Consider the following 26,927-nt stretch of genomic DNA (forward strand, 5'->3'; position numbering starts at 1 on the left):
CCCGCACCGGGAATCGGTGCCGGCCCGGCAGGCCAGCCTGCCAACCGACCTGCAAATCGGCCGCGATCCGGCGTGGTTCATAACACCCGGATCGTCTGGCGCCCTGACGTAGAACGCCAAGAAGCAGTGGCGCGCCCGCCAGCACACAGGTCGGATTGGTATCGGCATGCGCACGCCGCGTCCGGATAACTTGCTCTTTGACGCGTCTTGGCCACCCCGGCCCGGCTGCGAGGGGAAACGAAAGCCTGTGCCGCCGGCACGGCGTACACGTCCCCCCGCCCCCGGCCAGCCGGTATCCGCCAGAGGTCGCTGTATCAGGAGCAATATTGCATTGCTCTCCCGACCCAACTGACTGCCCGTCCACAGGGACGGCCAATTCGCCGACAGCTTCTCCTTTCACCCGCGCCCAGCCGGCCGCGTTTTTGCGCGCGCTGGCGTCTTTGGCAATTCTCCCACCCTCGCTCACTTTCCTCGCGTGCTCCCTGGACCGTTGCGGGCATGGCCGATTCATGACATTTGGCACCCGCGGCACTGGAGTGAGGTATTGCGATGAAACGCATGCTGTTTAACGCGACGCAACAGGAAGAACTGCGCGTCGCCATCGTCGATGGTCAGAAACTGATCGACATCGACATCGAAACTGCCGGGCGCGAACAGCGCAAAGGCAACATCTACAAGGGTGTCATCACCCGGATCGAACCCTCGCTGGAAGCGTGCTTCGTCAACTACGGCGAAGAGCGCCATGGCTTCCTGCCGTTCAAGGAAGTGGCGCGCGCCTTCTTCAAGGACGGCGTGGACGTGCGCAACGCGCGCATCCAGGACGCCCTGCACGAAGGCCAGGAACTGATCGTCCAGGTTGAGAAGGAAGAGCGCGGCAACAAGGGCGCAGCCCTGACCACGTTCATCTCGCTTGCCGGCCGCTACCTGGTGCTGATGCCGAACAACCCGCGCGGTGGTGGCGTTTCGCGCCGCATCGAGGGCGAAGACCGCCAGGAACTGCGCGAGACGATGGCGCAGCTCCAGGTGCCGGAAGGCATGAGCATCATCGCGCGCACCGCCGGTATCGGCCGTGCCGCCGAAGAACTGCAGTGGGACCTGAACTACCTGTTGCAGCTGTGGAAGGCCATCGACGGCGCCGCCGGCGACAACAAGGCCCCGCTGCTGATCTATCTGGAATCCAGCCTCGTGATCCGCGCGATCCGCGACTACTTCCAGCCCGATATCGGCGAAATCCTGATCGATACCGACGAGATTTATGAGCAGGCCCGCGCCTTCATGAGCGTGGTCATGCCGGACAACATGAGTCGCGTGAAGAAGTACCGCGACGACGTGCCGCTCTTCTCGCGCTTCCAGATCGAGCACCAGATCGAATCGGCCTACTCCCGCATGGTGATGCTGCCGTCGGGTGGTGCCATCGTGATCGACCACACCGAAGCCCTCGTTTCCGTCGACGTGAACTCGGCCCGCGCCACCAAGGGTGCGGACATCGAGGAAACCGCGCTGCGCACCAACCTGGAAGCGGCCGACGAAATCGCCCGCCAGCTGCGCCTGCGCGACCTTGGCGGCCTGATCGTGATCGACTTCATCGACATGGAGTCCGGCAAGGCCCAGAAGGATGTGGAAACGCGCCTGAAGGATGCGCTGCGCCACGACCGCGCCCGCGTGCAGATGGGCAAGATCAGTCGTTTCGGCCTGATGGAGCTGTCGCGCCAGCGCCTGCGTCCGTCCCTGTCCGAAGGCTCGCATATCACCTGCCCGCGCTGCAACGGCACGGGCCACATCCGCGATACCGAATCGTCCGCCCTGCAGGTGCTGCGCATCATCCAGGAAGAGGCGATGAAGGAAAACACGGCCGCCATCCACTGCCAGGTGCCGGTGGAAGTGGCCGCTTTCCTGCTGAACGAAAAGCGTCAGGAAATCAACCTGATCGAGTTGCGCTTCAAGGTCAACGTGCTGCTGATCCCGAACAAGCACCTCGAAACGCCGCATTACAAGCTCGAGCGCCTGCGCCACGACGATCCGCGCCTGGAAGAATCGACCGCCAGCTACCGCATGGCCGAGGCTGCCGCCAAGGAACTCGAGGCCGACACGAGCTACAGCAGCCGCAAGAAGGAAGAAACGCGTCCGCGTCAGGAAGCGGCCGTCAAGGGCATCACGCCCGACGCGCCGGCTCCGGTTTCGGTGCCGCGCCCTGAGCGCGTGCGCCCGGAGGCGCCTGCGGCGCGCCCCGCACCGGCAACCCAGCCGGTGGCCAGCGGCGGTTTCATTGCCTGGCTCAAGGGCCTGTTCGGCGCCAAGCCGGCCACGCCGCCCGAGGCACCGGCAAAGCCGGCAGCCGAAACCCCGTCGCGCGGTGGTGAAGGCCGCCGCGAGCGCGGTCAACGCGGCGAAGGCCGTGGTGAAGGCCGTGAGGGACGCGAAGGTCGTGAAGGTCGCGAGGGCCGTGGCCAGCGCGGCGAGCGTGGCGAACAGCGCGGTGACCGTCAGGGTCGTGGCCAGCGTGGTGAACGCAGCGAGCAGCAACGCGGCGAACAACGTGAGCAGCGTGAGCCGCGTGAGCAACGTGGCGAACGCCCTGCACGCGCGCCTCGCGAAGGCCAGGCCACCCCGGCAATCGCCCAGCCGGAACGTGCCGAGGCACGCCAGGAAGGCCGCCGCGAGCGCAGCCAGGAACGCCGCGAGCGTCAGCGCGAGCGTCAACGCGAGCGCAATGAGGCCCGCGAGACCGATGAGGCACTGAGCACCGAAGCGCCGCAGTTGGCCGTCGGCGCCGCCCAGGTAGCGCCAGTCGCCGCAGCCGCCGCAGCCGCCGCAGCCGCCGCAATGGTCGCCGTGACCACGGAAGCAGACACCACAGAACTGCCGGCTGGCGTGGAAGGTGCCGAGACCGGTGAAGGCGAAGAACGCCGTCGCCGCAATCGTCGCGGCCGCAACCGCTATCGCCGCGACCGTGATGACACTGCGCAAAATGCCGAAGGTATTGACGGCGACGAAGCCAATCTGGCCGAAGTCAGCGCAGGCGTGACGGAATCGGAATCTGAGTCGACTGGCTTCCAGCCCGCTGTTGCCGAGGCCGATGAAAGCGTCAAGGCTGTCGAAACGGCCGTGGCGGTGACGCCGGCGGAAGTGGCCCCAGCAGCACCGGTCGCTCCGGTAGCCCCGGTGGCATCCGAGCCCGTCTTCGCAGCCGTGGCCGAGCCGCAAGCGGCGCCGGTAGTGACGCCCGCTCCGGTCGAGACTGCGCCGGTGGTAGCCGCTCCCGTGGCAGCTGCTCCGGTGATTTCGGAACCTGTCATCGCCACGCCGGACGTCGCGCCGGCCCCGGTTGCAGCCCCGGTTGCAGCCCCGGTTGCAGCCCCGGTTGCAGCCCCGGTTGCAGCCGTGGTGGAAACCGTGGCAGTCGTATCGGCCGCAACGCAGGTGACCGCCGCGCCAAGCGCCGAGAACCTGGAGCCGATGCTGGCTGCGGCTGGCCTGGAGTGGGTCCGTACGGACGGCGACAAGCACCGCGCCGCACAGGAAGCCGCTTCGCAGATCGTGCCGGCACCGCGCGTGCCGCGTGAGCGCAAGCCGCTACCGCCGCTGCCGGAAGGCCCGATGGTTCTGGTCGAGACCGGTGGCGTACAGCAAGCCGCTGCACAGCAACAGCAGCAACAGCAGTAATTGCCTCGCGCGCTGACCGCGCGCCGGCAAGGGGAAAGGGGACGGCCAGAAGCCGTCCCCTTTTTTTGTTTGCGGATTGATTGACTTGCTGCAATGCCGCAAGCTGTATTGCAGCTGCCTCGGGCAAACTGTGACCCTATGGCAATAATGTCATCCACGATGCCCGATGCCGCTCGGCTAGAATGGCTGACAGAAAGGCCTCCCTGGCGCCCGCGCGCCGAAGAGCCTCCGTCCTCACCCTGGCCATGACCGATACCGTCATCCCCATTCTCGACCTGCGCGACCATCGATACCGTTCGATGGTGCCGAGCATTCCTTCGCACCTGGTTGCGCCGAACGGACTCGTCGCCGATACACGCGGCCGGCCGCTGCATGACCTGCGTATCTCGGTCACTGACCGCTGCAACTTCCGCTGCGTGTACTGCATGCCGAAGGAAGTGTTCGACAAGGACTACACGTTCCTGCCCCACTCCGAGTTGCTGAGCTTCGAAGAGATCGAGCGCACCGCGCGCATTTTCGTCTCGCAGGGTGTGGAGAAGATTCGTTTGACCGGCGGCGAACCGCTACTGCGCAAGAACATCGAGCGACTCGTGGAAATGCTCGCGCGCATCGAAACCGTATCGGGCAAGCCGCTGGACCTGACGCTGACCACCAACGCATCACTGCTCGCACGCAAGGCGCAGTCATTGCGCGACGCCGGACTGTCCCGCATCAGCGTGAGCCTTGATGCCATTGACGACGCGATCTTCCGCAAGATGAACGACGTCGACTATGCCGTGCGCGACGTGCTCCACGGCATCGAAGTGGCGCAAGCCGTCGGGCTGGCGCCGATCAAGGTCAACATGGTGGTCAAGCGTGGCACCAACGACGGCGAAATTGTGCCGTTGGCGCGCCACTTCCGCGGCAGCGGCATCATCATGCGCTTCATCGAGTTCATGGACGTGGGCGCCAGCAACCACTGGCAGATGGGCGAAGTTCTGCCATCGGCCGAAGTCGTGCGCCGGATCGACGAAGTGTTTCCGCTGGACGCTGTGGCCGCCAATTACTCGGGCGAGACCGCAGAGCGTTGGCGCTACCGGGATGGCGGCGGCGAGATCGGCGTGATTTCGAGCGTCACGCAGGCCTTCTGCGGAGACTGCAGCCGCATCCGGCTGTCGACCGAAGGTCGGCTCTATCTGTGCCTGTTCGCCACCGAGGGCTACGACCTGCGCGCCCTGCTGCGCGGTGGGCACAGCGACCTGGAGATCGCCAACGCAATCGCCCAGGTCTGGCAAGGCCGCACCGACAACTATTCCGAACAGCGCAGCGATCCGGCAATTCGCGCGGCACGCGCCGAGCGCAAGATCGAGATGTCCTATATCGGCGGGTGATGCCCTTCCGGGCGCCGCGCCCCAATCCTCGAGATCCATGATTTCACGCGACGACATAACCGGCCTGATCCTGGCCGGCGGCCGAGGCAGCCGCATGGGCGGCACGGACAAGGGCCTGCAACCGCTTCGCGGCGTGCCGATGGCCATGCACACGCTGATGCGCCTTTCCGCGCAGACCGGCGCGGTGCTGATCAACGCCAATCGCAACCTTGCCGCCTATGAATCGTTCGGTGTGCCGGTCGTCACCGACTCCGTGCCCGACTTCGCAGGTCCCCTGGCCGGCATGCTGGCAGGGCTCGAGCAATGCCAGACCGGCTGGATGGTGACGGCGCCTTGCGATTCGCCATTCCTGCCCACGGATCTGGTGCAACGGCTGGCCCAGGCCATCGAGACCGAGGACGCCGAACTGGCGATTCCGGTCACGATCGACGCCGACGGCCGGCGCCAGACCCAGCCCGTGTTCTGCCTGATGCCGGCCTCGGCCATCGACAGCCTGGTCGCCTATCTGAACGGTGGCGGCCGCAAGATCGAGACCTGGGCGGCCAGCCATCGGCTGGTGGAAGTGCCGTTCGACGATGCCGCGGCCTTCGCCAATATCAACACGCTCGACGAACTGCACATGCACGAAAGCGAGAAGCGCGCGGGTTAGACTTCCAGCCTACGCTCAAGACCTCGCCTTCCGAGTACACGCGCGCCGTCCACTGTTTCTGTTCAGACTGTCACGCGCGCCACCAGACTACGCCATGCCTTCGCTTCAATCCGTCATCTCCTGCCTGTCAGACTACGACCCCTCCGCCCTGCCCGTGGCGAAGGCCAACGCCATCATTGGCGATGTGATCGAGCCTGTTGGCGGCATCGAACAACTGGCGATCCGCACCGCACTCGATCGCGTGCTGGCCGAGGATGTGATCTCGTCGATCGACGTGCCGGCGCATGACAACTCCGCGATGGACGGCTACGCGTTCAGCAGCGCGGCGCTGGCCGACGCCGGGAGCGACGTGGTGCTTCAGGTCATCGGTACGGCCTACGCCGGCAATGCGCTTGGTAGCCCGGCAGGCCCGGGGCAAGCCGTGCGGATCATGACCGGCGCGGTCATGCCCGACGGTTGCGATACGGTGGTGCCTCAGGAATTTGTTGAGATCCAGGCCGGTGGCAACCAGATCCGTTTCGCGGCTGATGCCGTGCGCGCCGGCGACAACCGCCGGCTGCGTGGCGAGGATCTGGCCAGCGGGCAGGCCGCGCTTGCTGCGGGCCGCATCCTTCAGCCAGCGGATATCGGCCTGCTGGCCTCGCTTGGTGTGGCCGAAGTCAAAGTGCGCCGTCGCCTGCGCGTGGCCTTCTTCTCCACCGGCGACGAGCTCCGCTCGATCGGCGAGGTACTGGACCCGGGCTGCGTCTACGACTCGAACCGCTACACGCTGCACGGTATGCTGCGCCGTCTCAATGTCGACCTGATCGACATGGGCGTGGTCCGGGACGACCCGGAAGCACTGGAAGCCGCGTTCCGCAGCGCTTGCGAGAATGCCGACGCGATCATCACGTCAGGCGGCGTTTCCGTCGGAGAAGCGGACTACACCAAGCAGATCATGGCGCAACTGGGCGACGTCACCTTCTGGAAGATCGCAATGCGCCCCGGCCGCCCGATGGCATTTGGACGCATCACGTCGAATGGCCGCGAAGCACTGTTGTTCGGCCTGCCAGGCAATCCGGTGGCCGTGATGGTCACGTTCTACCATTTCGTGCGGGCAGCGCTGCATCGATTGATGGGTGCCAAGGTCGCCCCACTCCCGCTGATGCGCGTGCGCAGCGCCGGAACCATTCGCAAGAAACCGGGCCGTACCGAATACCAGCGAGGCATTCTCGCCCCCGGTGCCGATGGCACGCTGGAAGTCCGCGTCACAGGCCAGCAGGGCTCAGGGGTGTTGCGGTCCATGAGCGAAGCCAACTGCTTTATCGTGCTCGCGCATGAACAAGGCACCGTGGAAGCGGGGGAAAGCGTCGAAATCATGCTTTTCGACGGATTGATCTAAGCGCAGCGGTACGGCAACGTCCTGCGACGGGTGTCGTTTTTGTGCCGCATTCGGCGGCAAAAGCCGCGCCCCGCCATCCGAATTGCCCACCCACAAGAGGGGCAGACTAGGCGTCGCAAGCCCCAATCGCTACACTTGCAGCACGAAAATCCGAATCCCCGAATATTGTGTCTGTCGTCATGAACCAGGAGATCGCGTACCTCCACCCTGTCAAAACCGCTCGCGCGCTGGTGCTGGTCTACCTGTGCTTTTCCGTACCGATCGTCGCCATGGGCCTGTTCGTCGCCTTCATTCGCTACGGCGACCTGCCCGGCATCACCGTCTTCACGGCCCTGATCCTCAACGCGTTGATCGGATTCGGACTGCTCTGGCTCGGTTGCAAGGCATACAACTGGGTGGCTGCCCGCTTCGGCGGCATCGAAGTTCACGTGCGCGAATTGACGCCCGAAGATCGTCAGTAAGCCGTTTCGACTGTCACTCAGGCGCTGCGCCGGTTCCGCGCAGCGCCACAAGCTGGACGTGCCGTAGGCAAATGTTGTAACTTTCGCCGCCTTCCTCCGGCGGCTGATCTACAGCCTTGTGGACGCTCCGAGAACGCGTCCGAATCTGAGAGACTAAAGGCCTTCCGCCTGCCCCTGCTCCGCAGCATCTGCATCCACTGAGGCCTTCTCGGCCGTTCCCAGTAGCTGTTCCGCCAAATCTCCAGGTAACGCCTCGACGGTACGCAGCTTGCGTTCCATTTGCCGGGTACGGACTTCGGCCTGTTCGATGTTCCGAGCCGCACGTACCAGCGTGTCACGCGTCTTGGCGAGGACTTCACCGAATTTGCCGAACTCGGTTTTCACGGCGCCGAGCACCTCCCAGACTTCGCTCGATCGTTTCTCCAATGCAAGCGTGCGGAAACCCATCTGCAAACTGTTGAGCAACGCGGTCAGCGTCGTTGGGCCAGCCACAGTCACTCGATAGTCTCGCTGCAGCAGGTCAGTTAGTCCTGGGCGCCGCAGCACCTCGGCATATAACCCTTCGGTAGGCAGGAACAGAATCGCAAAGTCCGTCGTTGCGGGAGGCGACAGATACTTCTCCGAGATCGTCTGGGCTTCGCGCCGCACTGCGACCTCGAGCTCACGGCTCGCACTGTTCACCCCGTCCACATCACCCCGGTCCTGGGCGTCGATCAGGCGCTCGTATTGCTCCTTCGGGAACTTGGCGTCGATCGGCAGCCAGACCGCCCCGCTCTCCAACTCTCGCCCAGGCAGACGGATGGCAAACTCGACGCGTGCGCCAGAACTGCGGACCGTTTCGACATTCTTGGCGTACTGGTCAGGCGTGAGTATTTGCTCAAGCAGCATTTCGAGCTGAACCTCGCCCCATGTGCCGCGCGACTTCACATTGGTCAGCACGCGCTTGAGGTCGCCTACGCCCTGCGCCAGCACCTGCATCTCGCCGAGTCCACGATGGACTTGCTCCAGACGATCGGACACCAGCTTGAACGATTCACCGAGCCGCTGCTCCAGCGTGGCGTGGAGCTTCTCGTCCACGGTGCGACGCATTTCCTCAAGCTTGGCTGCATTGTTGGCCTCGATGTCGCGCAGCTTCTGTTCGAGCGTCGCGCGCACCTCCACCAGCCGCCGCTCATTGGCTTCCGACAACTGCGCAAGCTGCTGTTGCTGTACCGTCGCGATGCTCGTCAGATGCGTCGACAGCGTCTGCTGGAATCGCAGCATCTGCTGTCCGGCTTCACCGCGATTGGCGCGCGCGCTTTCGGCGATTTCCGTGCGCACTTCGCGTTCGAGCCGCTCCAGGCCACGCGCGGTATCCTCGCGCACGTCGTCACGCAACTCGCCGAGCAGCGGTTGCAGGTCCGCGCCAGCGGATCTGCGCTGCGTGCGCCATACCAGCACCAGTAGCAGCAGTACCGCCACCACGGCGGTCGCGAGGGTCAGGATGGAAACCAGTGACATGTCTCGGGCAGCCCAGCAATCAGCGACGACGCGCCATCACTTCAGGATTGACGACAGTTGGCGGCTTCCCGGCCTGCGGACCCACGTCCAGCGCGGCGATCAGATTGTCCGCGGCCAGGTTGGCCATGGCGCGGCGCGTCTTCTCGGAAGCGCTGGCAATATGGGGCGTCAGCACGACGTTCGGCACGGTCAACAGATCCGGATGCACGCTCGGCTCGCCCTCGAACACATCAAGCCCCGCTGCAAAGATCTTGCGTGCGCGCAGTGCCGCCGCAAGCGCGGCGTCGTCGACGATGCCACCGCGCGCGAGATTGATCAGCGTCGCAGTCGGCTTCATCTGCGCGATTTCAGCTGCGCCAATGGCGTGATGGCTTTCGACGCTATACGGCAGCACCAGGATGAGGTGGTCGGACTGCTGCAACAGTTCCGCCTTGCTCACGTATCGCGCATTGAGCGAACGCTCGACATCGTCCGGCAACTGGCTCCGGTTGTGATAAAGCACCTGCATGTCGAAGCCTGCCGCGCGTCGCGCCAGCCCCTGGCCGATACGCCCCATGCCGAGGATACCCAGCGTGCTGCCTTGGACGTCCATGCCGACCAGCATGTCGTAGCTCCAGCGCTCCCATTTGCCAGCCCGAAGATAGTGCTCCCCTTCGGTCACGCGACGCGCCGTTGCCATCAGCAGAGCCCAGCCGAAGTCCGCGGTGGTTTCCGTCAGCACGTCAGGCGTGTTGGTCGCGACGATGCCGGCCGCAGTCAGCGCAGGCAGATCGAGGTTGTTGTATCCGACCGCCATGTTGCATACGGCACGCAACTGCGGCAAAGCCCCCACCAGTTCGCCATCGATCCGGTCCGCAGCGTTGGCCAGAACACCCACCTTGCCCGCCAGTCGTTCTCGCAGTGCGCCGCTGTCGAGCACCAGATCCTCCTGGTTGTCATCGACGTCAAAGTACTGCGCGAGCCGTTCGATGACGTCGGGGAAGATTGCGCGGGTGACCAGAATGGAGGGCTTCATATCAGTCATACGTGGAAAAAGAGGAGCGTCATCACCAGGAACAGCGGCAGCAGCACAGTGCAGGACCAGGCCATGTAGCCGAAGAAGCTCGGCATCCGCACGCCACGGCTTTCAGCAATTGCCTTCACCATCAGGTTCGGCGCATTGCCGATGTAGGTATTGGCGCCCATGAACACCGCGCCAGCGGAAATCGCCGCCAGCGTCGAAGCATCGCGCGTCATCAGCGTGGCCGGATCACCACCAGCGGTATTGAAGAAGACAAGGTAGGTCGGCGCATTGTCGAGGAACGACGACAGGATGCCTGTGGCCCAGAAATACATGCTGTCGATAGGCTGCCCATTGCCATCGCTGACCGCGCGGATCACGCCGGCGAAAGCGCCATCCGTACCGGCCTTGAGCATGGCGATCACGGGGATAATCGTCAGAAAGATGCCGGCGAACAGCTTGCCGACCTCAAGGATCGGCTCCCAGTTAAATTCGTTTCCTGCGCGCGCCACATGCGGCGTGACGATGAGCGACGCCACGGTGACCACGACCAGCAGAACGTCGCGCAATACTGCCGGCAGCGGCACGTCCGTGCCCATCACATCGAACACGATGCCCGGCTTCCACAGCCCGCTCATCAGCACCAGGCCGATTACGACCAGCAGCAGCACGAAGTTCACCTTGCCGTCGATGCGAATGCCCCGCGAATCAGGCGTCGGATCCTGTCTGACCGGCAGTTCCTCTTCCCGATTCAGATAGTAGTGACGATCGATCACGTAGAACAGCGCCAGCAGCAGCACCCACATGAAGATCGTCTCGGGCAGGATGTTGCGCATGGTCCAGAAGAAGTCCACGCCCTTCAGAAAACCAAGGAACAGCGGTGGATCGCCGAGCGGCGTCAGCGCACCGCCTGCGTTTGCCACGAGGAAGATGAAAAACACGACGACATGCGCCACATGCCTGCGATTGTCGTTGGCACGAAGCAGCGGCCTGATCAGTAGCATCGCCGCGCCGGTGGTGCCCATGATGCTGGCCAGCAACGTGCCCAGCGCGAGAATGCCGGTGTTCAGCTTTGGTGTGCCATGCAGGTTGCCGCGCACGCAGATACCACCCGCCACCACATAGAGCGCAGTCAGCAGCACGATGAACGGGATGTACTCGGACAGCAGCGCATGCACGACGTTGGCCGCCGCGGTATGCATGCCAAAGACCGTCGCGAACGGCACCAGGAACAGCACGCCCCACGCCGCGGCGATCTTGCCGTAGTGGTAATGCCAGAGCTTGGGCGCGAACAGCGGAAACAGCGCAATCGACAACAGAATGCCGGCAAACGGCAGTCCCCAGATTGGCGCTAACGCCGCCCCGTCGAGGTCGGCAGCGTGGCCCCACCCCGGCAGCAGTCCAACAAGCGCAAGCAGACAATGGGGAAGCAGTGTGCTGACACGTCGCATCGTGTGGATTTCTCCTTTCTCGTGAAGAGGGCCAGTGTAAAGCAAACCCCTCGGAGAAAGGTCTCAAAATGCGCCTGTTGCGGCGCGTGGGGCGATGATCAGCCCTGATCGACGAGGATCACGTGCACCCGGTATGGGCCATGGGCGCCCAGCACGATGGTCTGCTCAATATCGCCGGTTCGCGACGGACCGCTGATGATATTGGTGGCGCGCGGCAGTCGACCATGCTCGGCGCGCATTTGCGCAAAGGCTTCTTCAAGATTGGCCACGATGCGCGACACCGGTACCACCGCAATATGGGTCTCGGGCAGCAGCGCTGCCGACGCAAACGTGTCCGGGCCCGATAGCAGCATCAGCGAGCCAGTCTCTGCAATCGCCACGAAGCAGCCCGTGATGCCGACCAGGTCGCCATGATCATGGTCACCTTGCGGATCGCGCAGCGGCGGGCGGCATTCGACCGTCATCCCCTGCTCCGCCCACGGCAAGCTGCCCAGGCTGGTCCATGCCACGGCACGGCGCACGAGCTTCAGCCCATCCACGTACCGCGCCACGGCCGCCGGAACTTCGGACAGGGTCGCCACGCGATCCACGGTCGAGGCCATTTTTTGCGCCTGCGCGACGAACCCAGCTGTACGATCGCCGTCAACCGGAGGCTGCGGCCCTTGTGGATGTCGCGCCAGATAATCGGCCACTGCCTCCCGTTCACCTTCGGTCACGGCGGGCCCCCGGCCCTGGGCAGCGCGGATGCGGGCGAAGATGCGGTCACGGGCGGCGTTGGTTTCCATGGCGATGTGAGTATGTGGCAGTTGAAGGGGCAGACCGATTGTAGAAAGCGTCCTGATGCGCGCGGTTGAAAGTTCCTAAGCGGGGGCCTGAACCGCGAACACCTGCCGCAGGTACGACAGATAGCCGGGATCGTCGCACATCGTCTTCTCGGGCGTGTCCGACAGCTTGGCCACGGGCTGCCCATTGCAGCGCACCATCTTGATCACGATCTGCAATGGCTTGTAGCCAAGATCATTGGTCAGGTTGGTGCCCACACCGAATGCGAGCTTGCAACGGCCACGGAATCGCTCATAGAGCTCGATGACCTTGGGAATGTCCAGCGCATCGCTGAAGATCAGCGTCTTGCCGCGCGGATCCACGCGGTTCGCTGCGTAGTGCGCGATCATCCGCTCGCCCCATTCGAACGGATCGCCCGAATCGTGTCGCACGCCATCGAACAGCTTGCAGAAATAGAGATCGAAGTCCCGCAGGAATGCGTCGAAGCCGTAGGTGTCCGAAAGCGCGATGCCAAGGTCACCACGATACTCGTGTGCCCACCGCTCCAGCGCGTAGACCTGCGAATCACGCAGGCGCGGCCCAAGGGCCTGGCAGGCCTGCAGGTACTCGTGCGCCATCGTGCCAAGCGGCGTCATGTTGTGCAGACGCGCGAAGTGGACGTTGCTGGTGCCGGCCAATTGCGGGCCAATGGCGTCGCGCATCGACAGCAGGACCTCCTCCTGCCAGTCGCACGAGAACCGGCGGCGGGTGCCGTAGTCCGCGATCACGCAATCCACATAGGGCGGCGCCGCGAGCAGCTCCAGCTTGGCCTGCAGCCGGCGACGGCCCTCCGCCAGATCGGGCTTCGGCTGGGTACGTCGGAAGTACACCTCGTTGACGATGGCCAGCAGCGGAATCTCGAACAGGATCGTATGAAGCCACGGACCCTTGATGATGATCTCGATTTCGCCATTACCCTTGGCCGACGGCAGCACCTGCACGTACTTCTCGTTCAGATGGAACAGCGCCAGAAACTCGACAAAGTCGCTTTTGATGAAGCGCAGGCCACGCAGGTAATTGAGTTCATCGTCGGTGAATCGCAACTGACAAAGCTGCGTGATCTGGGACCGGATCTCGTCGACGTACGGCGTCAGGTCGACCCCGGCGTTGCGGCACTTGAAGCGGTACTCCACCTGGGCCTGCGGGAAGTGATGCAGCACCACCTGCATCATCGTGAATTTGTACAGGTCAGTGTCGAGCAGGGAACGGATGATCATAACGAGGCCAGACGGGGGCATACCGGAAGTCAGGCCATCATGCTAACCGAAAGTATCGCGGAGGCGCGCTGGCGTGGCCTGGCGTCGTCAGCCGCCATCGAGCGAGCGCAGTCCTTGTGGCGGCTTCTGTTCCGACTTGCGGGGCGTCTGCACACACCAGAGCGGCACCCCCTGCTCGTTCGGGCAGGTGACCAGCGTGGCCTGCGCACGTGGCACCGCAGTCGGCAAAGGATCGGCGAAATTGGCCGATGCGACCATGATGCGCTCCTGGTAGACCGAACGGCCGGCCCGGTCGAAGCGCAGCACCTGGATCATCGAGCCGGGCGGCGGGTGCAGGTCCGGGCCGCATGGCACAAGACCTTCGCGGCTGCAATTGGCCATCGGGTCGCCGGCGGCCGCGCGGACCACGCTGAAGCTATCCCATTCGAACGCCGTCAGCGATGAAAGCGTGACCGGCTGATCTGTCCGCGCCCGCCAGGCCACCAGCCGGGAGACCACGCTATCGGCCATGGCCGCGGATCCGTCCGCCGGCGCCAACGACTGGGCGGCCAACGGCAGCGGCGCAAGCATCGCTGTGGTCAGGCAAACTGCGAATCGGAACAGATGGCGTGCCGGCATGGCATGGATCCCCGGTCGGATGCTGCGTGGTCTGAATGTCCCGCAAGGGCCCGTGGCGGCACTTTTACCCTGGGTAGCCACAGGCGTCGTAGGGAGAATATTAGCGGTTCGCCACCGGTTCCGATGCCCTGAACGCCACGAAAGCCGCCTGGCAGGCCGACTTTCGAATCGAATTGCCAACAAAACACATAAAGAAATAAGAAAACTATCTTACCCAGCTATATAGACTCGCTATTCTTGCGGGAAGGCTCGGCTACAATATCGGTCTTTGAAAGTCCACGGCCCCCGTTCGCCCCAAGTTATCCCGATTGACTTGCGCTGCGCTTGACGCATGTCGGGTGACTGGCGGGAACGCCGGGCAAGAATGCGGCCTTGGACCTCCCCCATTTGAAGACCGATCCGTTTTTCTGGAACCGAAATGACTCACGTTGTCACCGAATCCTGCATCCGTTGCCGCTATACCGACTGCGTTGATGTGTGTCCGGTCGATTGTTTCCGCGAAGGCCCGAACTTCCTGTCCATCGACCCGGACGAATGCATCGACTGCGCCGTGTGCGTGGCCGAGTGCCCGGTCAACGCGATCTACGCCGAGGAAGACGTGCCGGGCGATCAGCAACAGTTCATCGAACTGAATGCCGAACTCTCCCGGATCTGGCCGTCCATCACCAAGACCAAGGCCCCGCTGGCCGAAGCCGAGGAATGGAAGGACGCCACCGACAAGCTGCAATACCTGCAGCGCTAAAAAAATACAGAGAGCCGTCCCCCGCGCTTTCTAGCAATGCCGGGCACATGTGTGCCCACAACGTATCAGGACGAATATGGACTTGAGCATTCCTAACCCCGTGGCCGACGCGACCCATCAGGCCGGCGGGAACCCTGGCGGTCAGCCGCTGGAAATTGACGCGCTGATCGTGGGCGCTGGCCCGGTCGGCCTGTTCCAGGTCTTTGAACTGGGGCTGCTCGAAATCAAGGCACACATCATCGACTCGCTCAAGGTAGTGGGCGGCCAGTGCGTCGAGCTGTATCCGGACAAGCCGATCTACGATATCCCGGCCGTGCCCATCTGCACGGGCCAGGAACTGACCGACAACCTGCTGAAGCAGATCGAGCCGTTCTCGCCGACGTTCCATCTGGGTCAGGAAGTGAGCGTCGTGGAGCGCCGCGAAGACGGCCGCTTCTTCGTCGAAACATCGCTTGGAACCCGCTTCATCACCAAGACCATCTTCATCGCCGCCGGCGTTGGCTCGTTCCAGCCGCGCACGCTGAAGGTGGAAGGCATCGACAAGTTCGAAGGAAAGCAGCTGTTCTACCGCGTCAAGGATCCGAGCCGCTTCCACGGCCGCAATCTGGTCGTCGTCGGCGGTGGTGATTCGGCGCTGGACTGGACGCTGGATCTGGTGGGCAAGGCCGAGTCGGTGGTGATGATCCACCGCCGCGATGGTTTCCGTGCCGCACCGGCATCGGTGGCCAAGATGCGCGAGCTGTGCGAGCAGATGGAAATGCAATTCATGGTCGGCCAGATCGGCGGCTATGAAGAGAAGGATGGCGTGCTCACCGAGATCAAGGTGACCGGCGCCGACGGCGTGACCCGCCGTATGCCCGTCGACGACATCCTCGTGTTCTTCGGCCTTTCGCCGAAGCTCGGCCCGATCGCCGAATGGGGCCTGGACCTCGAGCGCAAGCAGATCAAGGTGGACACCGAGAAGTTCGAGACGAACATCCCGGGCATCTTCGCGGTTGGCGACATCAACACCTACCCGGGCAAGAAGAAGCTGATCCTGTCGGGCTTCCACGAAGCCGCGCTGGCTGCTTTCGGCGCCGCGCCGTACATCTTCCCGGACAAGAAGATCCACATGCAGTACACGACGACCTCGCCGAAGCTGCACAAGGTGCTTGGCGTGGAGACGCCGGTTTTCGACTGAGATCGGAACCGAAACAAAAAAGCCGCCTCCGGGCGGTTTTTTGTTTGCATAAATCGAAAAGCTGGCTATAATGCGGCCTCGCTGCTAAACACGGCAACGCTGCAAAAGGTGGAAACGCCCGCTGCAAGCCGGTTTCGAGGCGAACCAGAGTTCTGGCAACAACTTCTAGCGAAAACAAAACGTTAAAAAGTTGTTGACGAAACGAAGAGAAGCTGGTTATAATTTCTTTCTCAGCTGTTCCCCGATAGCTCAGTCGGTAGAGCGCCGGACTGTTAATCCGTAGGTCCCTGGTTCGAGCCCAGGTCGGGGAGCCAACCGATAGAAGAGGAAGGCCGATGCGAAAGCATCGGCCTTTTTCTTTTTGCGCGTCCGACACCCCTCCCCTGCACAAACGTTCCAGAGCCTTCGCATCAGACTGTATAAGATGCCCGCTCAAGGAACCGAAACGCAAAAATCGCTGTGAGCCCCCAAAGCTGGATCGATCTCAGGCAGGATGCCAGCACTGGCATCGAGACGATTCGCGCCCATTTCACTGGCCACGCCTACGATCCTCACTGGCATGACAGCTACCTGGTCGGATACACCGAGCAGGGCATTCAGCAGTTCCACTGTCGCCGCGAAGTCCAGCGCAGCACCCCCGGCAAGGTGTTCACGCTGGAGCCTGGCGAGATCCATGATGGCTACGCGGTGGCGCCGGAAGGCTTCACCTACTCGATGCTCTATCTCGACGCACAGTGGATGGAGCGCGAGCTACGCGCCGTATTCGAGGACGCCCCAGCGCACTGCCAACCCGGCTTTGCTCAGACCCTGAGAGAAGACCCTGCGCTGATCTCGGCCATCGGTAGCGCCTATACGGTCCTGCAGCAGCCCGAATTGCGCATCGTCCGTCAGTCGGCACTCGATGCGCTGCTCGCCCAACTGACAGCGCATCTGCATTGGCGCGCGCATCACGCATTCGACCCGCGCTTGCCCCTGGTGGCACAGCGGGCGCGCGACTATCTCCACGACCACCTTGATCACGATATCGGGCTCGATGACCTGGCTGCGATCAGCGGCGTGGATCGCTATCGACTGACACGCGCATTCAAAGCGGCATTCGGCATCGCGCCGCATGCCTATCTGGTGCAGATGCGTCTGGCGCGCGCACGACACCTCCTGGCCCGAGGCGCAACGCCAGCCGATGTCGCCGTCGCGCTCGGCTTTGCCGACCAGAGCCATCTGGGACGCTGGTTCCGGCGCGCCTATGGCCTGACACCCGCGCACTACCGCAAGCGCTGCTCAAATCTTCCAGACGCGTGAGACATCGGCCGCAACAATGGCCACATGCTCGACACGCTCCCTTTCCTTCCTTTCCTGCTTTTCGCGATCGTTGCGTCGATCACGCCCGGCCCGACCAACGTCATCGTACTGAGCCACAGCGCCCGCCGCGGAATCGTGGCAACGCTGCCAATCATCATAGGCGGCTGTGGCGGCGCAGCCTTGCTGGTACTGGCCGTCGGCATCGGCATTGGCGATGCCTTGACTGACCATCCGCAGGTCCAACGCGTGATGGCCTGGAGCGGCGTGCTCTGGCTCTCCTGGCTGGCGTGGCAGATCTGGAGCAGCCCGGCGGCAAGTGTCGAGGTCGACAGCAAAGACAAACGGTCACTCGGCCTCGCAGGCGCGGCCGCCTTGCAGCTCGTGAATCCGAAGACCTGGATGATGGCGCTGGCCGTGGTAAGTGTTTTCGCGGGCCACGGATCAGACCAGTCGCATCAGGTGATCCTGCTGTCACTCACCTTCTTTGTCGTCTCGCTGCCCTGCATGGGCGTATGGGCGGCCCTCGGCGCGGGTGCCACCCGCTTCATCCGATCGCCCGCCATGATGAAGCGCTTTGACCGCCTCATGGCGCTTGTACTACTGATCTCGGCATGGTGCAGCCTGTTGCAGTAACGCCAATCCCTCGTTTGGCGGTCGTCGCGCACATTTCCTGGTGTATGATCTCGGATTGCCCAAGTTTACTTGACTCACCCCCCGGTATACCTGTAAAAGCTTACCGGCGTATTTCTTGCGCAATATTCACGGAAACAGGTAGACCGCCAAGTTTTTACCTAGCTAGGAAAATTTGGCCCATCACCCCTGACACAGGCAGTACGGATTTCGGTCCACAGCAGGTTCTAGGGGCGCACCACGGCATTCGCCGCTGTGTGCAATACCACCGTCGCGAAAGGCTCCGGAGCCTGACATGACACGTTTCCCCCTATGAACCCACCGCCCCAGGCGGTAATTTCCGAAGGACTGAATTGACTAAGATCGTTCTGAAACCGGGCGAGCCCGTTGAAGTTGCAATGCGTCGTTTCCGTCGCGCCATTCTGCAGACTGGCCTGATCGTGGAACTGAAGAGCCGCACCGCCTACGAAAAGCCGACGACCGAGCGCAAGCGCAAGAAGAAGGCTGCCGAGGCCCGTCTGCGCAAGCGTCTGCGTATGCAAATGCTGCCGAAGAAGCTCTACTGATTCGCGCATTGCCAAGAAAAACCGCCAGCAAGCTGGCGGTTTTTTTTCGTCCCTGCGGCACCGCCTAGGAACGCGTGGCGATCAGCGCGCCCGCCCCAATCAGCGTAATGCCGCCGGCACGCTGCATATTGGCCTGCGCCCGTCGCGTGGTCAGCCGAGTCGCCAGCGAACGCGCCAGCAGCGCATAAACCGTGGCATTGGCACTCGCCAGCACAACGAAGGTCGGGATCAGCACCACGGCCTGCGACCAGAATGCCAACTTCGCATCCATGAACTGCGGCACAAAGGCCACGAAGAACACGATGCTCTTCGGGTTCAGCGCCGTGACCAACCATGCCTTGGCAAAGCGCTGGGCGCCGCTGCCGGACTGCGGCGCCACCTCGAGTTCCCGGGCCTGATTCGCGGTACGCAGCGCCTGCACACCGAGATAGACCAGATAGGCCGCCCCAACCCACTTGAGGGCCGTGAAAAGCGTGGCAGAGGCCGCCAGCACCGCTCCCAGGCCGGCCATCGACAGCGTGAAGGCCGTCAGGTCGCCACAAGCCACACCAGCCACCGTGGCATAGGCGCTGCGGCCGCGGTGCGCGAGCGCATCGCCGATCACAAGGAGGATCGTCGGCCCTGGAATGATCAGCAGGATCACGCTGGTCAACACGAACGTAATCCAGTGTTCGAAAGTCATCACGGCTCCTTTGAAGTCCGGCTTCGGAAATATTAAGAGTAAGCCGAACGTCGCGCGTTAGCCAACCTACACTCCGGCAAATGGAATTGTCTCGCCGTGATTCGCGCAACAATACGCCGAACGATGCCCTGCATAATGGCAGATATCGCATCCTCGGGACCTCGCCTTGACCGCAATCCTCCAGATGCGCAATGTGCGCAAACTCTATGGCGACCACGTCGTGGTCGACAACCTGGACCTGGAAGTCCAGCCCGGCCAGTGCTTCGGCCTGCTCGGCCCGAATGGCGCCGGCAAGACCACCACGCTGCGGATGTTGCTGGGCCTGACTACGCCAGCATCCGGCACGCTGATGCTTTGCGGTGAACCGATTCCGCAACGCGCCCCACAGGCGCGGATGCGCGTGGGCGTAGTGCCGCAATTCGACAATCTCGATCCCGACTTCTCCGTCATCGAGAACCTGCGCATCTTCGGGCGCTACTTTGGCCTGTCCTCCGCCCAGATCGCGGAGCGAGTGCCGAAGCTGCTCGAGTTCGCGCGACTGGAAAGCCGTGCCGACGCGCAGGTACGCGATCTCTCTGGCGGCATGCGGCGGCGGCTGACCGTGGCGCGAGCGCTGATCAACGATCCTGACCTGCTGATCATGGACGAGCCGACCACGGGCCTCGACCCGCAGGCCCGACACCTGATCTGGGAGCGACTCAAATCACTGCTCTCGGCCGGCAAGACGATTCTGCTGACCACCCACTTCATGGAGGAAGCCGAACGGCTCTGCAACCACCTGTGCGTCATCGACGCGGGTCGCAAGATCGCTGAAGGCAAGCCACATGAACTGATCGACAGCGAGATCGGCTGCGATGTGGTGGAAGTCTACGGCGATGAGCTCGAACCGCTGCGCGACACGCTGACGCCCCTGGCTGAACGGACCGAAATGCGCGGCGAAACGCTGTTCTTCTACGTGCGCGAGCCGGCTCCGCTGCTGGCCGCCCTGCATGGCAAGGGCGGCGTGCGCTACCTGCATCGGCCCGCCAACCTCGAGGACGTGTTCCTCAAGTTGACCGGCCGCGAGATGAGGGATTGAAATGAGCGAACTGGATCCACCACGAAGCACTGACGCGATCGTCGCCAGCGCGCCGCCTGTCGTGCAAACCCACCAGCGCTACCCTCAGCCGCTGCTGCCACGCAATGCGCGCAACTGGATGATGGTCTGGTACCGCAACTACATGGTCTGGAAGAAGCTGGCCGTGCCGTCATTGATCGGCAACCTGGCGGATCCGATGATCTATCTGTTCGGCCTGGGTCTCGGGCTTGGATTGCTGGTCGGCAATGTGCATGGCGTGTCGTATATCGCGTTTCTCGCGGCAGGCACAACTGCGTCGAGCGTGATGATGTCCGCTAGCTTCGAGTCGATGTATTCGGCGTTCTCGCGCATGCATGTGCAGCGCACCTGGGAAGCAATCATGCACGCTCCACTGACGCTGGGCGACGTGGTGCTGGGCGAGGTGCTATGGGCAGCCAGCAAGGCTGTGCTGTCCGGGGTGGCGATCATGCTGGTGGCCGGTCTTCTGGGCTATGCGCAGTTTCCGAGCGCGCTCGGGGCGCTACCGGTCATCGTGCTGGCGGGTGTGACGTTCGCCAGTCTGGCAATGATCGTGACCGCGCTGGCACCGAGCTACGACTTCTTCATGTTCTACCAGACGCTGGTCATGACGCCGATGCTGCTGCTATCGGGCGTGTTCTTTCCGCTCGAACAGTTGCCGGAAGGCGCGCAGGCCGCCACGCAGGTGTTACCGCTGGCGCACGCGGTGGCATTGATTCGCCCGTTGATGTTGGGGCGGCCGGTGGAGAATGTCGCGCTGCACGTCGGTGTGCTCGCGGCGTATGCAGTCGTGGCGCTGACGGTGGCGCTGGTGCTGCTGAGGAAGAGGATGCTGCGGTGAAGCCCCCCTCGCCCAGTCATGGGCAAGGGGAGAAAAACCAACCGCTTACTGGCCCAGGCCGCGCAGCAGATCGGCCTTGAGATCCTCCACGGACTCCAGGCCAACGGCCAGTCGGATCAGCCCTTCGCTGATGCCGGCGGCGGCCTTGGCTTCAGGCGCCACGCGACCGTGGGTGGTGGTGTACGGATGGGTGATCGTCGTGCGCGTGTCGCCGAGATTGCCGGTGATCGAGCACAGCTTCGTGCTGTCGATCACGCGCCACGCAGCAGCACGCATGGCTTCGGGGCTATCGCCCTTCAACTCGAACGACACGATCGCGCCGCCCCCGCTCTGCTGGCGTTGGGCGATCTCGTACTGCGGATGCGACTTCAGCGCCGGGTGGAACACACGATTCACGGCCGGATGTGACTCGAGGAACTCGGCAATCGCCAACGCGCTCTGCGAGTGACGCTCCATGCGGATCGCCAGCGTTTCCATGCCCTTGAGCATCACCCACGCGTTGAACGCCGACAGCGTCGGGCCCGCCGTACGCACGAACGGGAACACCTTGCCCATGATGAAATCGTGCTTGCCGACCACCGCGCCGCCAAGCACGCGGCCCTGGCCATCGATGTGCTTGGTGGCCGAATGCACCACCACATCGGCACCGAACTTGATCGGCTGCTGCAAAGCCGGTGAGCAGAAGCAGTTGTCGACCACGAACAGCGCGCCGGCATTGTGCGCAATATCGGCAACTGCCGCGATATCGGACACCTCGGTCAGCGGGTTCGACGGCGTCTCCAGGAAGAACAGCTTCGTGTTCGGCTTCACAGCGGCACGCCAGGCAGCCAGATCGGTGCCGTCGACGTAGGTCGTCTCCACACCGAACTTGGCCAGGATCGAGTTGAACAGCGTCATCGTCGAGCCGAAGATCGAACGCGAGCTGACCAGGTGATCGCCGGCCTGCAGCGTGGCGAGCGCCACCGACAGAATCGCGCTCATGCCCGAAGCCGTGGCCATGCAGGCCTCCGCGCCTTCCAGCGCGGCCAGGCGCGACTGGAACATCGACACGGTCGGATTCGTGAAGCGCGAGTAGGTGTAACCCTCTTCCGAGTTGGCGAAGCGTGCGGCGGCTTCGGCTGCACTGTTGAAGCAGAAGCTCGAGGTCAGGTACATCGCCTCGGAGTGCTCCATGAATTCGCCAGTGCGCAGCGTGCCGGCGCGCACGCCGAGGGTATCAATGCCGTAGGCGTCGGGGTTGAACGGTTCGCTCATGCTGCTTTGCTGCCTTCCGAAGATTCTTGTCTCTTGTTATTCGTTGCCGCCCGAGCGCTGCAGATGCAGCTGCGAACGTTCGGTTTCACCGCCGTTGGTGCCTTCACGATCGGCCAGGCTACGCGCGGTCTCGAGGCGCTCCAGATAGGCGTCGTCGATATCGCCGGTAACGTACTTGCCGTCGAAGCACGACGCATCAAAGTCACGCAGGTTCGGGTTGATGTCGCGCACAGCCTGCTTCATCGCTTCCACGTCCTGGTAGACGAGCTGGTCGGCGCCGATCATGCGCGCCACTTCTTCGTCCGTGCGACCATAGGCCACCAGTTCGGCACGCGTGGGCATGTCGATACCGTAGACGTTCGGGAACTTCACCGGCGGCGCTGCCGACGCGAAGATCACCTTCTTCGCACCTGCGTCACGCGCCATCTGCACGATCTCGAGCGACGTGGTACCACGGACGATCGAATCGTCGACGATCAGCACGTTCTTGCCCTTGAACTCGACACCCATCGCATTGAGCTTCTGGCGCACCGACTTCTTGCGCACTGCCTGGCCCGGCATGATGAACGTACGGCCCACGTAGCGGTTCTTGAAGAAGCCCTCGCGGTACTGCACGCCGAGCGCATTGGCCACCTGCATGGCGGCCGGGCGGCTCGAATCGGGAATCGGCATGACCACGTCAATATCGCCAGCCGGCACTTCGCGGCGGATCTTTTCGGCCAGGTAGTCGCCCATGCGCAGGCGGGCATCGTAGACCGGCACGCCGTCAATGCACGAATCCGGACGGGCCAGATAGACATACTCGAAGATGCATGGCGTCAGCACCGGATTATCAGCGCACTGCTTGCTGTGGAACGAGCCGTCCAGGTCGATGAAAATCGCCTCGCCCGGCGCCACATCGCGCTCCATCTGGTAGCCGATGCCTTCCAGGGCCACGGATTCCGAGGCGATGAGGTATTCCTTGCCGGTCGGGGTGTCGACGCTGCCAATACACAGCGGGCGGATGCCGAACGGATCGCGTACGGCCAGCAGGCCGTAGCCGGCGATCTGCGCGGTGATCGCATAGGCACCCTTGACGCGGCGGTGCATGCCCGCGACGGCCTTGAAGATTGTCTCCGGGTCCAGTTCGTTGCCGCTGCTGGCGCGTTGCAGTTCGTCGGCCAGCACGTTCAGCAGCACTTCGGAGTCCGAATGCGTGTTGATGTGGCGGCGATCGCGACGGAACATTTCCTCGCGCAACTGTTCCGAGTTGGTCAGGTTGCCGTTGTGGGCGAGGATGACGCCGTACGGCGCGTTCACATAGAACGGCTGTGCTTCTTCCTCGCTCGACGCGGAACCGGCGGTCGGGTAGCGCACCTGGCCGATGCCCGACGTGCCCGGCAGGCTGCGCATGTTGCGCGTGCGGAACACGTCACGCACCATGCCGTTGGCCTTGTGCATGTGAAAGGTGCTGCCATTGGCCGTGGCGATGCCGGCTGCATCCTGTCCGCGGTGTTGCAACAGCAGCAGGCTGTCATAGATGAGTTGATTGACAGGGCTGGTGGAAACCGCACCGACGATACCGCACATGCCGAACTCCCAGGAAAGGCAAATGATTCAGGGGCGCAATCCCGTCAAGGGAGAACGGGATCTGCGTTGTCACTGTCGCCGCGGGTGCGCTCTGTCGAGCAACGCCCGCAGGCGCTCACGTCTTCACATATTTGGCCAGGTCCGGCGGCAGCCAGTGCCGCAGCTCGTCCATGGCCTGCATCACATAGGGGCGCGACACCGCGTCACGCCAGAATGGCTCTTCTGGCAGCCTGGTGAGGCCCGCCAGCACGACGACCAGCATCACGATCAGCGCGCCACGCGCCAGCCCGAACAACAGCCCCAGGCCGCGATCCGCCGGCTTCAGCCCGGTGGATTCCAGTAACTGGCCCAGAATCGCCCCCGCCAACGCGGCGACGATCCACGTACCAAAGAATACGGCGAGAAAGCCCAGCGCGCTGCGCGTCAGTTCGCCGCCAGGCAGCGACTCCGGCATCCATTGTGCGGCCATGCCGCCGAAATGGTATGCCAGCACGAAAGCCACGACCCAGCCCACCAGCGCGAGCACTTCGCGCACCAGGCCACGCAGTATGCCAACCAGGCCCGAGGCCACCACGATGAAGGCCACCGCGTAATCGAAAAAAGTAAAAGCCATGCGTCCTGGGCGGTCCGATGCGTTCCTGTCAGATGGGGGCAGACTGCCGGATTGCGATACGTCGCGGCACACCACGTGCCCACTCGCCGACGCATCGGCTTAGAGGCGCTATCAAAATGACGCTGGCGTCGCTGCGCGGCCTTGGCCAGTCCACTTGTACTGTCTGCGTCCGCGCGGCTAGCCAGCACCGCTTCGCTTCATGTTGAAAGCGCCTCTTACTGCTCCACGATCTTCGAAGTGAGTCCGATCGCCTTGACCTTCTTCTCCGCCGCCTCGGCGGCGTCGCGACTGGTGAACGGACCTGCCCGCAGCAGGTTCCGCTCGCCATCGGCCAGCGTCTTCTTTTCCACATAGGCCGGCACCTTGCTCTCCTTGAGCTTAGCCAGCCAGTTCTTCGCGCGTTCTTCCGACGAGAACGCGCCAATCATAATCAGGTACTTCGTGCCGGCGGCGGCAGGCTTGTCCGCCGGCTTGCTATCGGCAACCTTGGTGTCAGGCTTCGCGTCAGCCTTCGGCTTGTCGGATTTGTCGGACTTATCCGAAGCGGGTGCGGTGACGATCTCCTCGCCCGCGTCTAGCGCCGCATCGTTGCGATTGGCATTGGCGGACGGTGGCAGCGGCTCGGCCTTGCGTGCCTCGACCTTCGGCTTTTGCGTGGCGCCCTGCCCGTTGGCCACGCTGACGGCCACATCCTCCGAAACCGGACGCGGCTTGTGCTCGAACATGATCGGCAACACGATGATCGCGGCCGCGAGCAGCACCACGGCACCGATCAGACGACGCCGCGCGCGTTGCTTCTGGGGAAAATCGGGGTCAAGGGTATCGTCAGCGTATTCGTCCGCCGTCCGACGCGACGCGCCGATGCCGGCGCTCGATTCCGCGCGCGTGCGGCGACCGCGTTCGGGTGCCGGGTCAGTGCCCTTACGGGACGAGAACAGCGAAAGCAGGCCCATAGATGCCCAAAGTATGGTGTTCGGTGCGATGCCGTTCCGGCTCAGTTGGCCTGCGTGGCACGATATGCCATCACGCCGGCCACTGTGTAGAACGACCCGAAGACCAGGATTCTATCATTCTCGGTAGCGCGCTCGACAGCATCGCGATACGCAAGTTCGGGGCTGGAAAAACATGCAACGGTGTTGTCCGGGCCCTCACGGAAGCCAGTTGCCTCAAGCTTCTCGCGCAATTCCGCGGCAGTAGCGGCCCGGTCGGTCGGCAGGTCGCACAGGCACCAGTGGTCCACCTTGTCGGCCACGTGTTGCAGCACGCCGGCGATGTCCTTGTCGTGCATGGCGCCGAACACCGCATAGGTGTAACGGAAGAACCCCATATTCTCAAGGTTCTGTCCAAGCGTCGCTGCGGCATGGGGGTTGTGCGCGACATCGAGGATCACGGCCGGTCGGCCCGGCAGCACCTGGAACCGTCCCGGCAACTCCACGAACGCCAGGCCGTTGCGCACTTCCTGCGCGCTCACAGGCAGGCGCGAACGCATGGCCTGCAGCGCGGCCAGCGCCGCAGATGCGTTGAGCAGCTGGTTGGCGCCACGCAATGCCGGGTAGCCCAGGCCATTCAGCTTGCGGTCGCGGCTGGCCCAGTCCCATTGCTGGCGTTCCTGGCCCTGCGCGGCCTGGTGGCGGAAATCGCGTCCCACGAGCCAGAGTTCGGCGCCGATCGCCTCGGCGTGATCGATCACCGACTGCGGTGGCAAGGGATCGCCGACGATCGCCGGCACGTGCGGGCGGAAGATGCCGGCCTTCTCGTAGCCGATCTTCTCACGTGTGTCGCCAAGGTACTGGGTGTGGTCGATATCCACACTCGTGATAATCGCGCAGTCCGTATCAATCACATTGACCGCATCCAGGCGGCCACCGAGACCGACTTCCAGAATGATCGCGTCGAGTCCGGCTTCGGCAAACATGTGGATGATCGCCAGCGTCGTGAACTCGAAATACGTCAGGCTGACCGGATCGGCAAAGCTCGTGCGTGCGCGCTCGACGGCCTCGAAATGCGGCAGAAGCTGGGCGTCCGTCGCCTGCTCGCCATTGAGGCGGGCACGCTCGTTGAACTGGATCAGGTGCGGCGAGGTATGCAGGCCCACCTTGTAGCCCGCTTCGAGCAGGATGCGCTCCAGGATCGCGCAGGTGGATCCCTTGCCGTTGGTACCGCCCACCGTGAAGACCACGGCGTCGATACGCAGGCCCAGCGCTTCCTTGACCCGCGTGATGCGGCTCAGGCCCATGTCGATGCCCACGGGGTGAGCGGTTTCAAGATGTGCGAGCCAGTCGGGGAGATTGTGGAAGATGGGCATACGGATTCAGAACTACAA

Annotated in this window: 24 protein-coding genes and 1 tRNA gene; 13 read left to right on the forward strand and 12 right to left on the reverse strand. The window is 63.4% G+C overall.

What is annotated here, in order from left to right:
• Positions 1 to 549 precede the first annotated feature (549 nt).
• The 5 genes from RMET_RS12240 to RMET_RS12260 all read left to right on the forward strand — a co-directional run bounded on the left by RMET_RS12240 (position 550) and on the right by RMET_RS12260 (position 7,524).
• Complete coding sequence (locus tag RMET_RS12240) at positions 550 to 3,663, forward strand: Rne/Rng family ribonuclease (protein ID WP_011517034.1); 3,114 nt, start codon at positions 550 to 552, stop codon at positions 3,661 to 3,663.
• A 245-nt stretch (positions 3,664 to 3,908) separates the two neighbouring features.
• The gene (moaA, locus tag RMET_RS12245) at positions 3,909 to 5,033 is read left to right on the forward strand and encodes a GTP 3',8-cyclase MoaA (RefSeq protein ID WP_029310027.1); all 1,125 of its coding nucleotides are present in this window, start codon (positions 3,909 to 3,911) and stop codon (positions 5,031 to 5,033) included.
• A 37-nt stretch (positions 5,034 to 5,070) separates the two neighbouring features.
• Positions 5,071 to 5,682, forward strand: coding sequence for a molybdenum cofactor guanylyltransferase MobA (mobA, locus tag RMET_RS12250; protein ID WP_011517036.1), 612 nt, complete (start codon positions 5,071 to 5,073; stop codon positions 5,680 to 5,682).
• Between the two features lie 94 nt (positions 5,683 to 5,776).
• Entirely contained in the window at positions 5,777 to 7,063 is a 1,287-nt protein-coding gene (gene moeA, locus RMET_RS12255) for a molybdopterin molybdotransferase MoeA (RefSeq protein WP_011517037.1), read from the forward strand.
• Positions 7,064 to 7,242: 179 nt separating this feature from the next.
• Positions 7,243 to 7,524, forward strand: coding sequence for a hypothetical protein (locus RMET_RS12260; protein ID WP_008648396.1), 282 nt, complete (start codon positions 7,243 to 7,245; stop codon positions 7,522 to 7,524).
• A gap of 153 nt (positions 7,525 to 7,677) precedes the next feature.
• Here the strand turns inward: RMET_RS12260 and RMET_RS12265 are convergent, their stop codons facing one another.
• The 6 genes from RMET_RS12265 to RMET_RS12290 all read right to left on the reverse strand — a co-directional run bounded on the left by RMET_RS12265 (position 7,678) and on the right by RMET_RS12290 (position 14,132).
• Positions 7,678 to 9,024, reverse strand: coding sequence for a DNA recombination protein RmuC (locus RMET_RS12265; RefSeq protein WP_011517038.1), 1,347 nt, complete (start codon positions 9,022 to 9,024; stop codon positions 7,678 to 7,680).
• A gap of 19 nt (positions 9,025 to 9,043) precedes the next feature.
• Entirely contained in the window at positions 9,044 to 10,039 is a 996-nt protein-coding gene (locus tag RMET_RS12270; protein WP_029307391.1) for a 2-hydroxyacid dehydrogenase, read from the reverse strand.
• 5 nt (positions 10,040 to 10,044) lie between these two features.
• Positions 10,045 to 11,475, reverse strand: a complete 1,431-nt coding sequence (locus tag RMET_RS12275; RefSeq protein WP_011517040.1) for a sodium:proton antiporter — start codon at positions 11,473 to 11,475, stop codon at positions 10,045 to 10,047.
• A 98-nt stretch (positions 11,476 to 11,573) separates the two neighbouring features.
• Positions 11,574 to 12,260, reverse strand: coding sequence for a LutC/YkgG family protein (locus tag RMET_RS12280; protein ID WP_011517041.1), 687 nt, complete (start codon positions 12,258 to 12,260; stop codon positions 11,574 to 11,576).
• A gap of 75 nt (positions 12,261 to 12,335) precedes the next feature.
• Positions 12,336 to 13,514: a nicotinate phosphoribosyltransferase gene (gene pncB, locus RMET_RS12285; RefSeq protein ID WP_029307390.1), complete on the reverse strand. Its 1,179-nt coding sequence runs from the start codon at positions 13,512 to 13,514 to the stop codon at positions 12,336 to 12,338.
• Between the two features lie 87 nt (positions 13,515 to 13,601).
• Positions 13,602 to 14,132, reverse strand: a complete 531-nt coding sequence (locus RMET_RS12290; protein WP_011517043.1) for a hypothetical protein — start codon at positions 14,130 to 14,132, stop codon at positions 13,602 to 13,604.
• A 418-nt stretch (positions 14,133 to 14,550) separates the two neighbouring features.
• Between RMET_RS12290 and fdxA the strand changes: the two genes are divergently transcribed.
• From fdxA to rpsU, 6 genes are all read left to right on the forward strand, one after another.
• Positions 14,551 to 14,874, forward strand: coding sequence for a ferredoxin FdxA (gene fdxA / locus RMET_RS12295; protein WP_008648407.1), 324 nt, complete (start codon positions 14,551 to 14,553; stop codon positions 14,872 to 14,874).
• A gap of 76 nt (positions 14,875 to 14,950) precedes the next feature.
• Positions 14,951 to 16,054, forward strand: a complete 1,104-nt coding sequence (locus tag RMET_RS12300) for an NAD(P)/FAD-dependent oxidoreductase (protein ID WP_008648409.1) — start codon at positions 14,951 to 14,953, stop codon at positions 16,052 to 16,054.
• Between the two features lie 238 nt (positions 16,055 to 16,292).
• A tRNA-Asn gene (locus RMET_RS12305) sits at positions 16,293 to 16,368 on the forward strand.
• A 145-nt stretch (positions 16,369 to 16,513) separates the two neighbouring features.
• On the forward strand, positions 16,514 to 17,353 hold the full coding sequence (locus RMET_RS12310) for an AraC family transcriptional regulator (RefSeq protein ID WP_011517045.1): 840 nt from the start codon (positions 16,514 to 16,516) through the stop codon (positions 17,351 to 17,353).
• 24 nt (positions 17,354 to 17,377) lie between these two features.
• Positions 17,378 to 17,986 carry a LysE family translocator gene (locus RMET_RS12315; protein ID WP_011517046.1) on the forward strand — a complete coding sequence of 203 codons (609 nt, stop codon included), beginning with the start codon at positions 17,378 to 17,380 and terminating at the stop codon, positions 17,984 to 17,986.
• Positions 17,987 to 18,336: 350 nt separating this feature from the next.
• A complete protein-coding gene (rpsU, locus tag RMET_RS12320; protein ID WP_008648415.1) occupies positions 18,337 to 18,549 on the forward strand; it encodes a 30S ribosomal protein S21 in 213 nt (70 codons plus the stop codon).
• 64 nt (positions 18,550 to 18,613) lie between these two features.
• On the opposite strand, the gene RMET_RS12325 is transcribed toward rpsU, so the two are convergent.
• Positions 18,614 to 19,231 carry a LysE family translocator gene (locus tag RMET_RS12325; protein ID WP_011517047.1) on the reverse strand — a complete coding sequence of 206 codons (618 nt, stop codon included), beginning with the start codon at positions 19,229 to 19,231 and terminating at the stop codon, positions 18,614 to 18,616.
• A 184-nt stretch (positions 19,232 to 19,415) separates the two neighbouring features.
• On the opposite strand from RMET_RS12325, the gene nodI reads away from it, so the two are divergent.
• Both nodI and RMET_RS12335 read left to right on the forward strand, forming a co-directional pair.
• Positions 19,416 to 20,309 carry a nodulation factor ABC transporter ATP-binding protein NodI gene (gene nodI, locus RMET_RS12330; protein WP_017514830.1) on the forward strand — a complete coding sequence of 298 codons (894 nt, stop codon included), beginning with the start codon at positions 19,416 to 19,418 and terminating at the stop codon, positions 20,307 to 20,309.
• 1 nt (position 20,310) lies between these two features.
• Positions 20,311 to 21,168 (forward strand): ABC transporter permease, encoded by an 858-nt coding sequence (locus tag RMET_RS12335; protein ID WP_011517049.1) that lies wholly within the window; start codon positions 20,311 to 20,313, stop codon positions 21,166 to 21,168.
• A gap of 45 nt (positions 21,169 to 21,213) precedes the next feature.
• On the opposite strand, the gene RMET_RS12340 is transcribed toward RMET_RS12335, so the two are convergent.
• The 5 genes from RMET_RS12340 to folC form a co-directional block, all read right to left on the reverse strand.
• On the reverse strand, positions 21,214 to 22,422 hold the full coding sequence (locus RMET_RS12340; RefSeq protein WP_011517050.1) for an O-succinylhomoserine sulfhydrylase: 1,209 nt from the start codon (positions 22,420 to 22,422) through the stop codon (positions 21,214 to 21,216).
• Positions 22,423 to 22,458: 36 nt separating this feature from the next.
• A complete protein-coding gene (gene purF / locus RMET_RS12345; protein WP_008648427.1) occupies positions 22,459 to 23,991 on the reverse strand; it encodes an amidophosphoribosyltransferase in 1,533 nt (510 codons plus the stop codon).
• 115 nt (positions 23,992 to 24,106) lie between these two features.
• Positions 24,107 to 24,604, reverse strand: coding sequence for a CvpA family protein (locus RMET_RS12350; RefSeq protein WP_011517051.1), 498 nt, complete (start codon positions 24,602 to 24,604; stop codon positions 24,107 to 24,109).
• A gap of 215 nt (positions 24,605 to 24,819) precedes the next feature.
• Entirely contained in the window at positions 24,820 to 25,557 is a 738-nt protein-coding gene (locus tag RMET_RS12355; protein ID WP_011517052.1) for an SPOR domain-containing protein, read from the reverse strand.
• A 41-nt stretch (positions 25,558 to 25,598) separates the two neighbouring features.
• Entirely contained in the window at positions 25,599 to 26,909 is a 1,311-nt protein-coding gene (gene folC / locus RMET_RS12360) for a bifunctional tetrahydrofolate synthase/dihydrofolate synthase (protein ID WP_011517053.1), read from the reverse strand.
• Positions 26,910 to 26,927: the final 18 nt, after the last annotated feature.

The organism is Cupriavidus metallidurans CH34 (assembly GCF_000196015.1).
GTDB lineage: Bacteria > Pseudomonadota > Gammaproteobacteria > Burkholderiales > Burkholderiaceae > Cupriavidus > Cupriavidus metallidurans.

Coding starts and splice junctions, on each gene's coding strand:
- RMET_RS12275 (WP_011517040.1), bottom strand. CDS start 11,475: ATGCGACGTGTCAGCACACTGCTTCCCCATTGTCTGCTTGCGCTTGTT.
- RMET_RS12340 (WP_011517050.1), bottom strand. CDS start 22,422: ATGAGCGAACCGTTCAACCCCGACGCCTACGGCATTGATACCCTCGGC.
- RMET_RS12270 (WP_029307391.1), bottom strand. CDS start 10,039: ATGAAGCCCTCCATTCTGGTCACCCGCGCAATCTTCCCCGACGTCATC.
- RMET_RS12240 (WP_011517034.1), top strand. CDS start 550: ATGAAACGCATGCTGTTTAACGCGACGCAACAGGAAGAACTGCGCGTC.
- RMET_RS12300 (WP_008648409.1), top strand. CDS start 14,951: ATGGACTTGAGCATTCCTAACCCCGTGGCCGACGCGACCCATCAGGCC.
- RMET_RS12325 (WP_011517047.1), bottom strand. CDS start 19,231: ATGACTTTCGAACACTGGATTACGTTCGTGTTGACCAGCGTGATCCTG.
- RMET_RS12290 (WP_011517043.1), bottom strand. CDS start 14,132: ATGCCGGCACGCCATCTGTTCCGATTCGCAGTTTGCCTGACCACAGCG.
- RMET_RS12315 (WP_011517046.1), top strand. CDS start 17,378: ATGCTCGACACGCTCCCTTTCCTTCCTTTCCTGCTTTTCGCGATCGTT.
- moeA (WP_011517037.1), top strand. CDS start 5,777: ATGCCTTCGCTTCAATCCGTCATCTCCTGCCTGTCAGACTACGACCCC.
- fdxA (WP_008648407.1), top strand. CDS start 14,551: ATGACTCACGTTGTCACCGAATCCTGCATCCGTTGCCGCTATACCGAC.
- RMET_RS12265 (WP_011517038.1), bottom strand. CDS start 9,024: ATGTCACTGGTTTCCATCCTGACCCTCGCGACCGCCGTGGTGGCGGTA.
- RMET_RS12335 (WP_011517049.1), top strand. CDS start 20,311: ATGAGCGAACTGGATCCACCACGAAGCACTGACGCGATCGTCGCCAGC.
- RMET_RS12280 (WP_011517041.1), bottom strand. CDS start 12,260: ATGGAAACCAACGCCGCCCGTGACCGCATCTTCGCCCGCATCCGCGCT.
- RMET_RS12260 (WP_008648396.1), top strand. CDS start 7,243: ATGAACCAGGAGATCGCGTACCTCCACCCTGTCAAAACCGCTCGCGCG.
- folC (WP_011517053.1), bottom strand. CDS start 26,909: ATGCCCATCTTCCACAATCTCCCCGACTGGCTCGCACATCTTGAAACC.
- moaA (WP_029310027.1), top strand. CDS start 3,909: ATGACCGATACCGTCATCCCCATTCTCGACCTGCGCGACCATCGATAC.
- purF (WP_008648427.1), bottom strand. CDS start 23,991: ATGTGCGGTATCGTCGGTGCGGTTTCCACCAGCCCTGTCAATCAACTC.
- mobA (WP_011517036.1), top strand. CDS start 5,071: ATGATTTCACGCGACGACATAACCGGCCTGATCCTGGCCGGCGGCCGA.
- pncB (WP_029307390.1), bottom strand. CDS start 13,514: ATGATCATCCGTTCCCTGCTCGACACTGACCTGTACAAATTCACGATG.
- RMET_RS12355 (WP_011517052.1), bottom strand. CDS start 25,557: ATGGGCCTGCTTTCGCTGTTCTCGTCCCGTAAGGGCACTGACCCGGCA.
- RMET_RS12350 (WP_011517051.1), bottom strand. CDS start 24,604: ATGGCTTTTACTTTTTTCGATTACGCGGTGGCCTTCATCGTGGTGGCC.
- nodI (WP_017514830.1), top strand. CDS start 19,416: ATGCGCAATGTGCGCAAACTCTATGGCGACCACGTCGTGGTCGACAAC.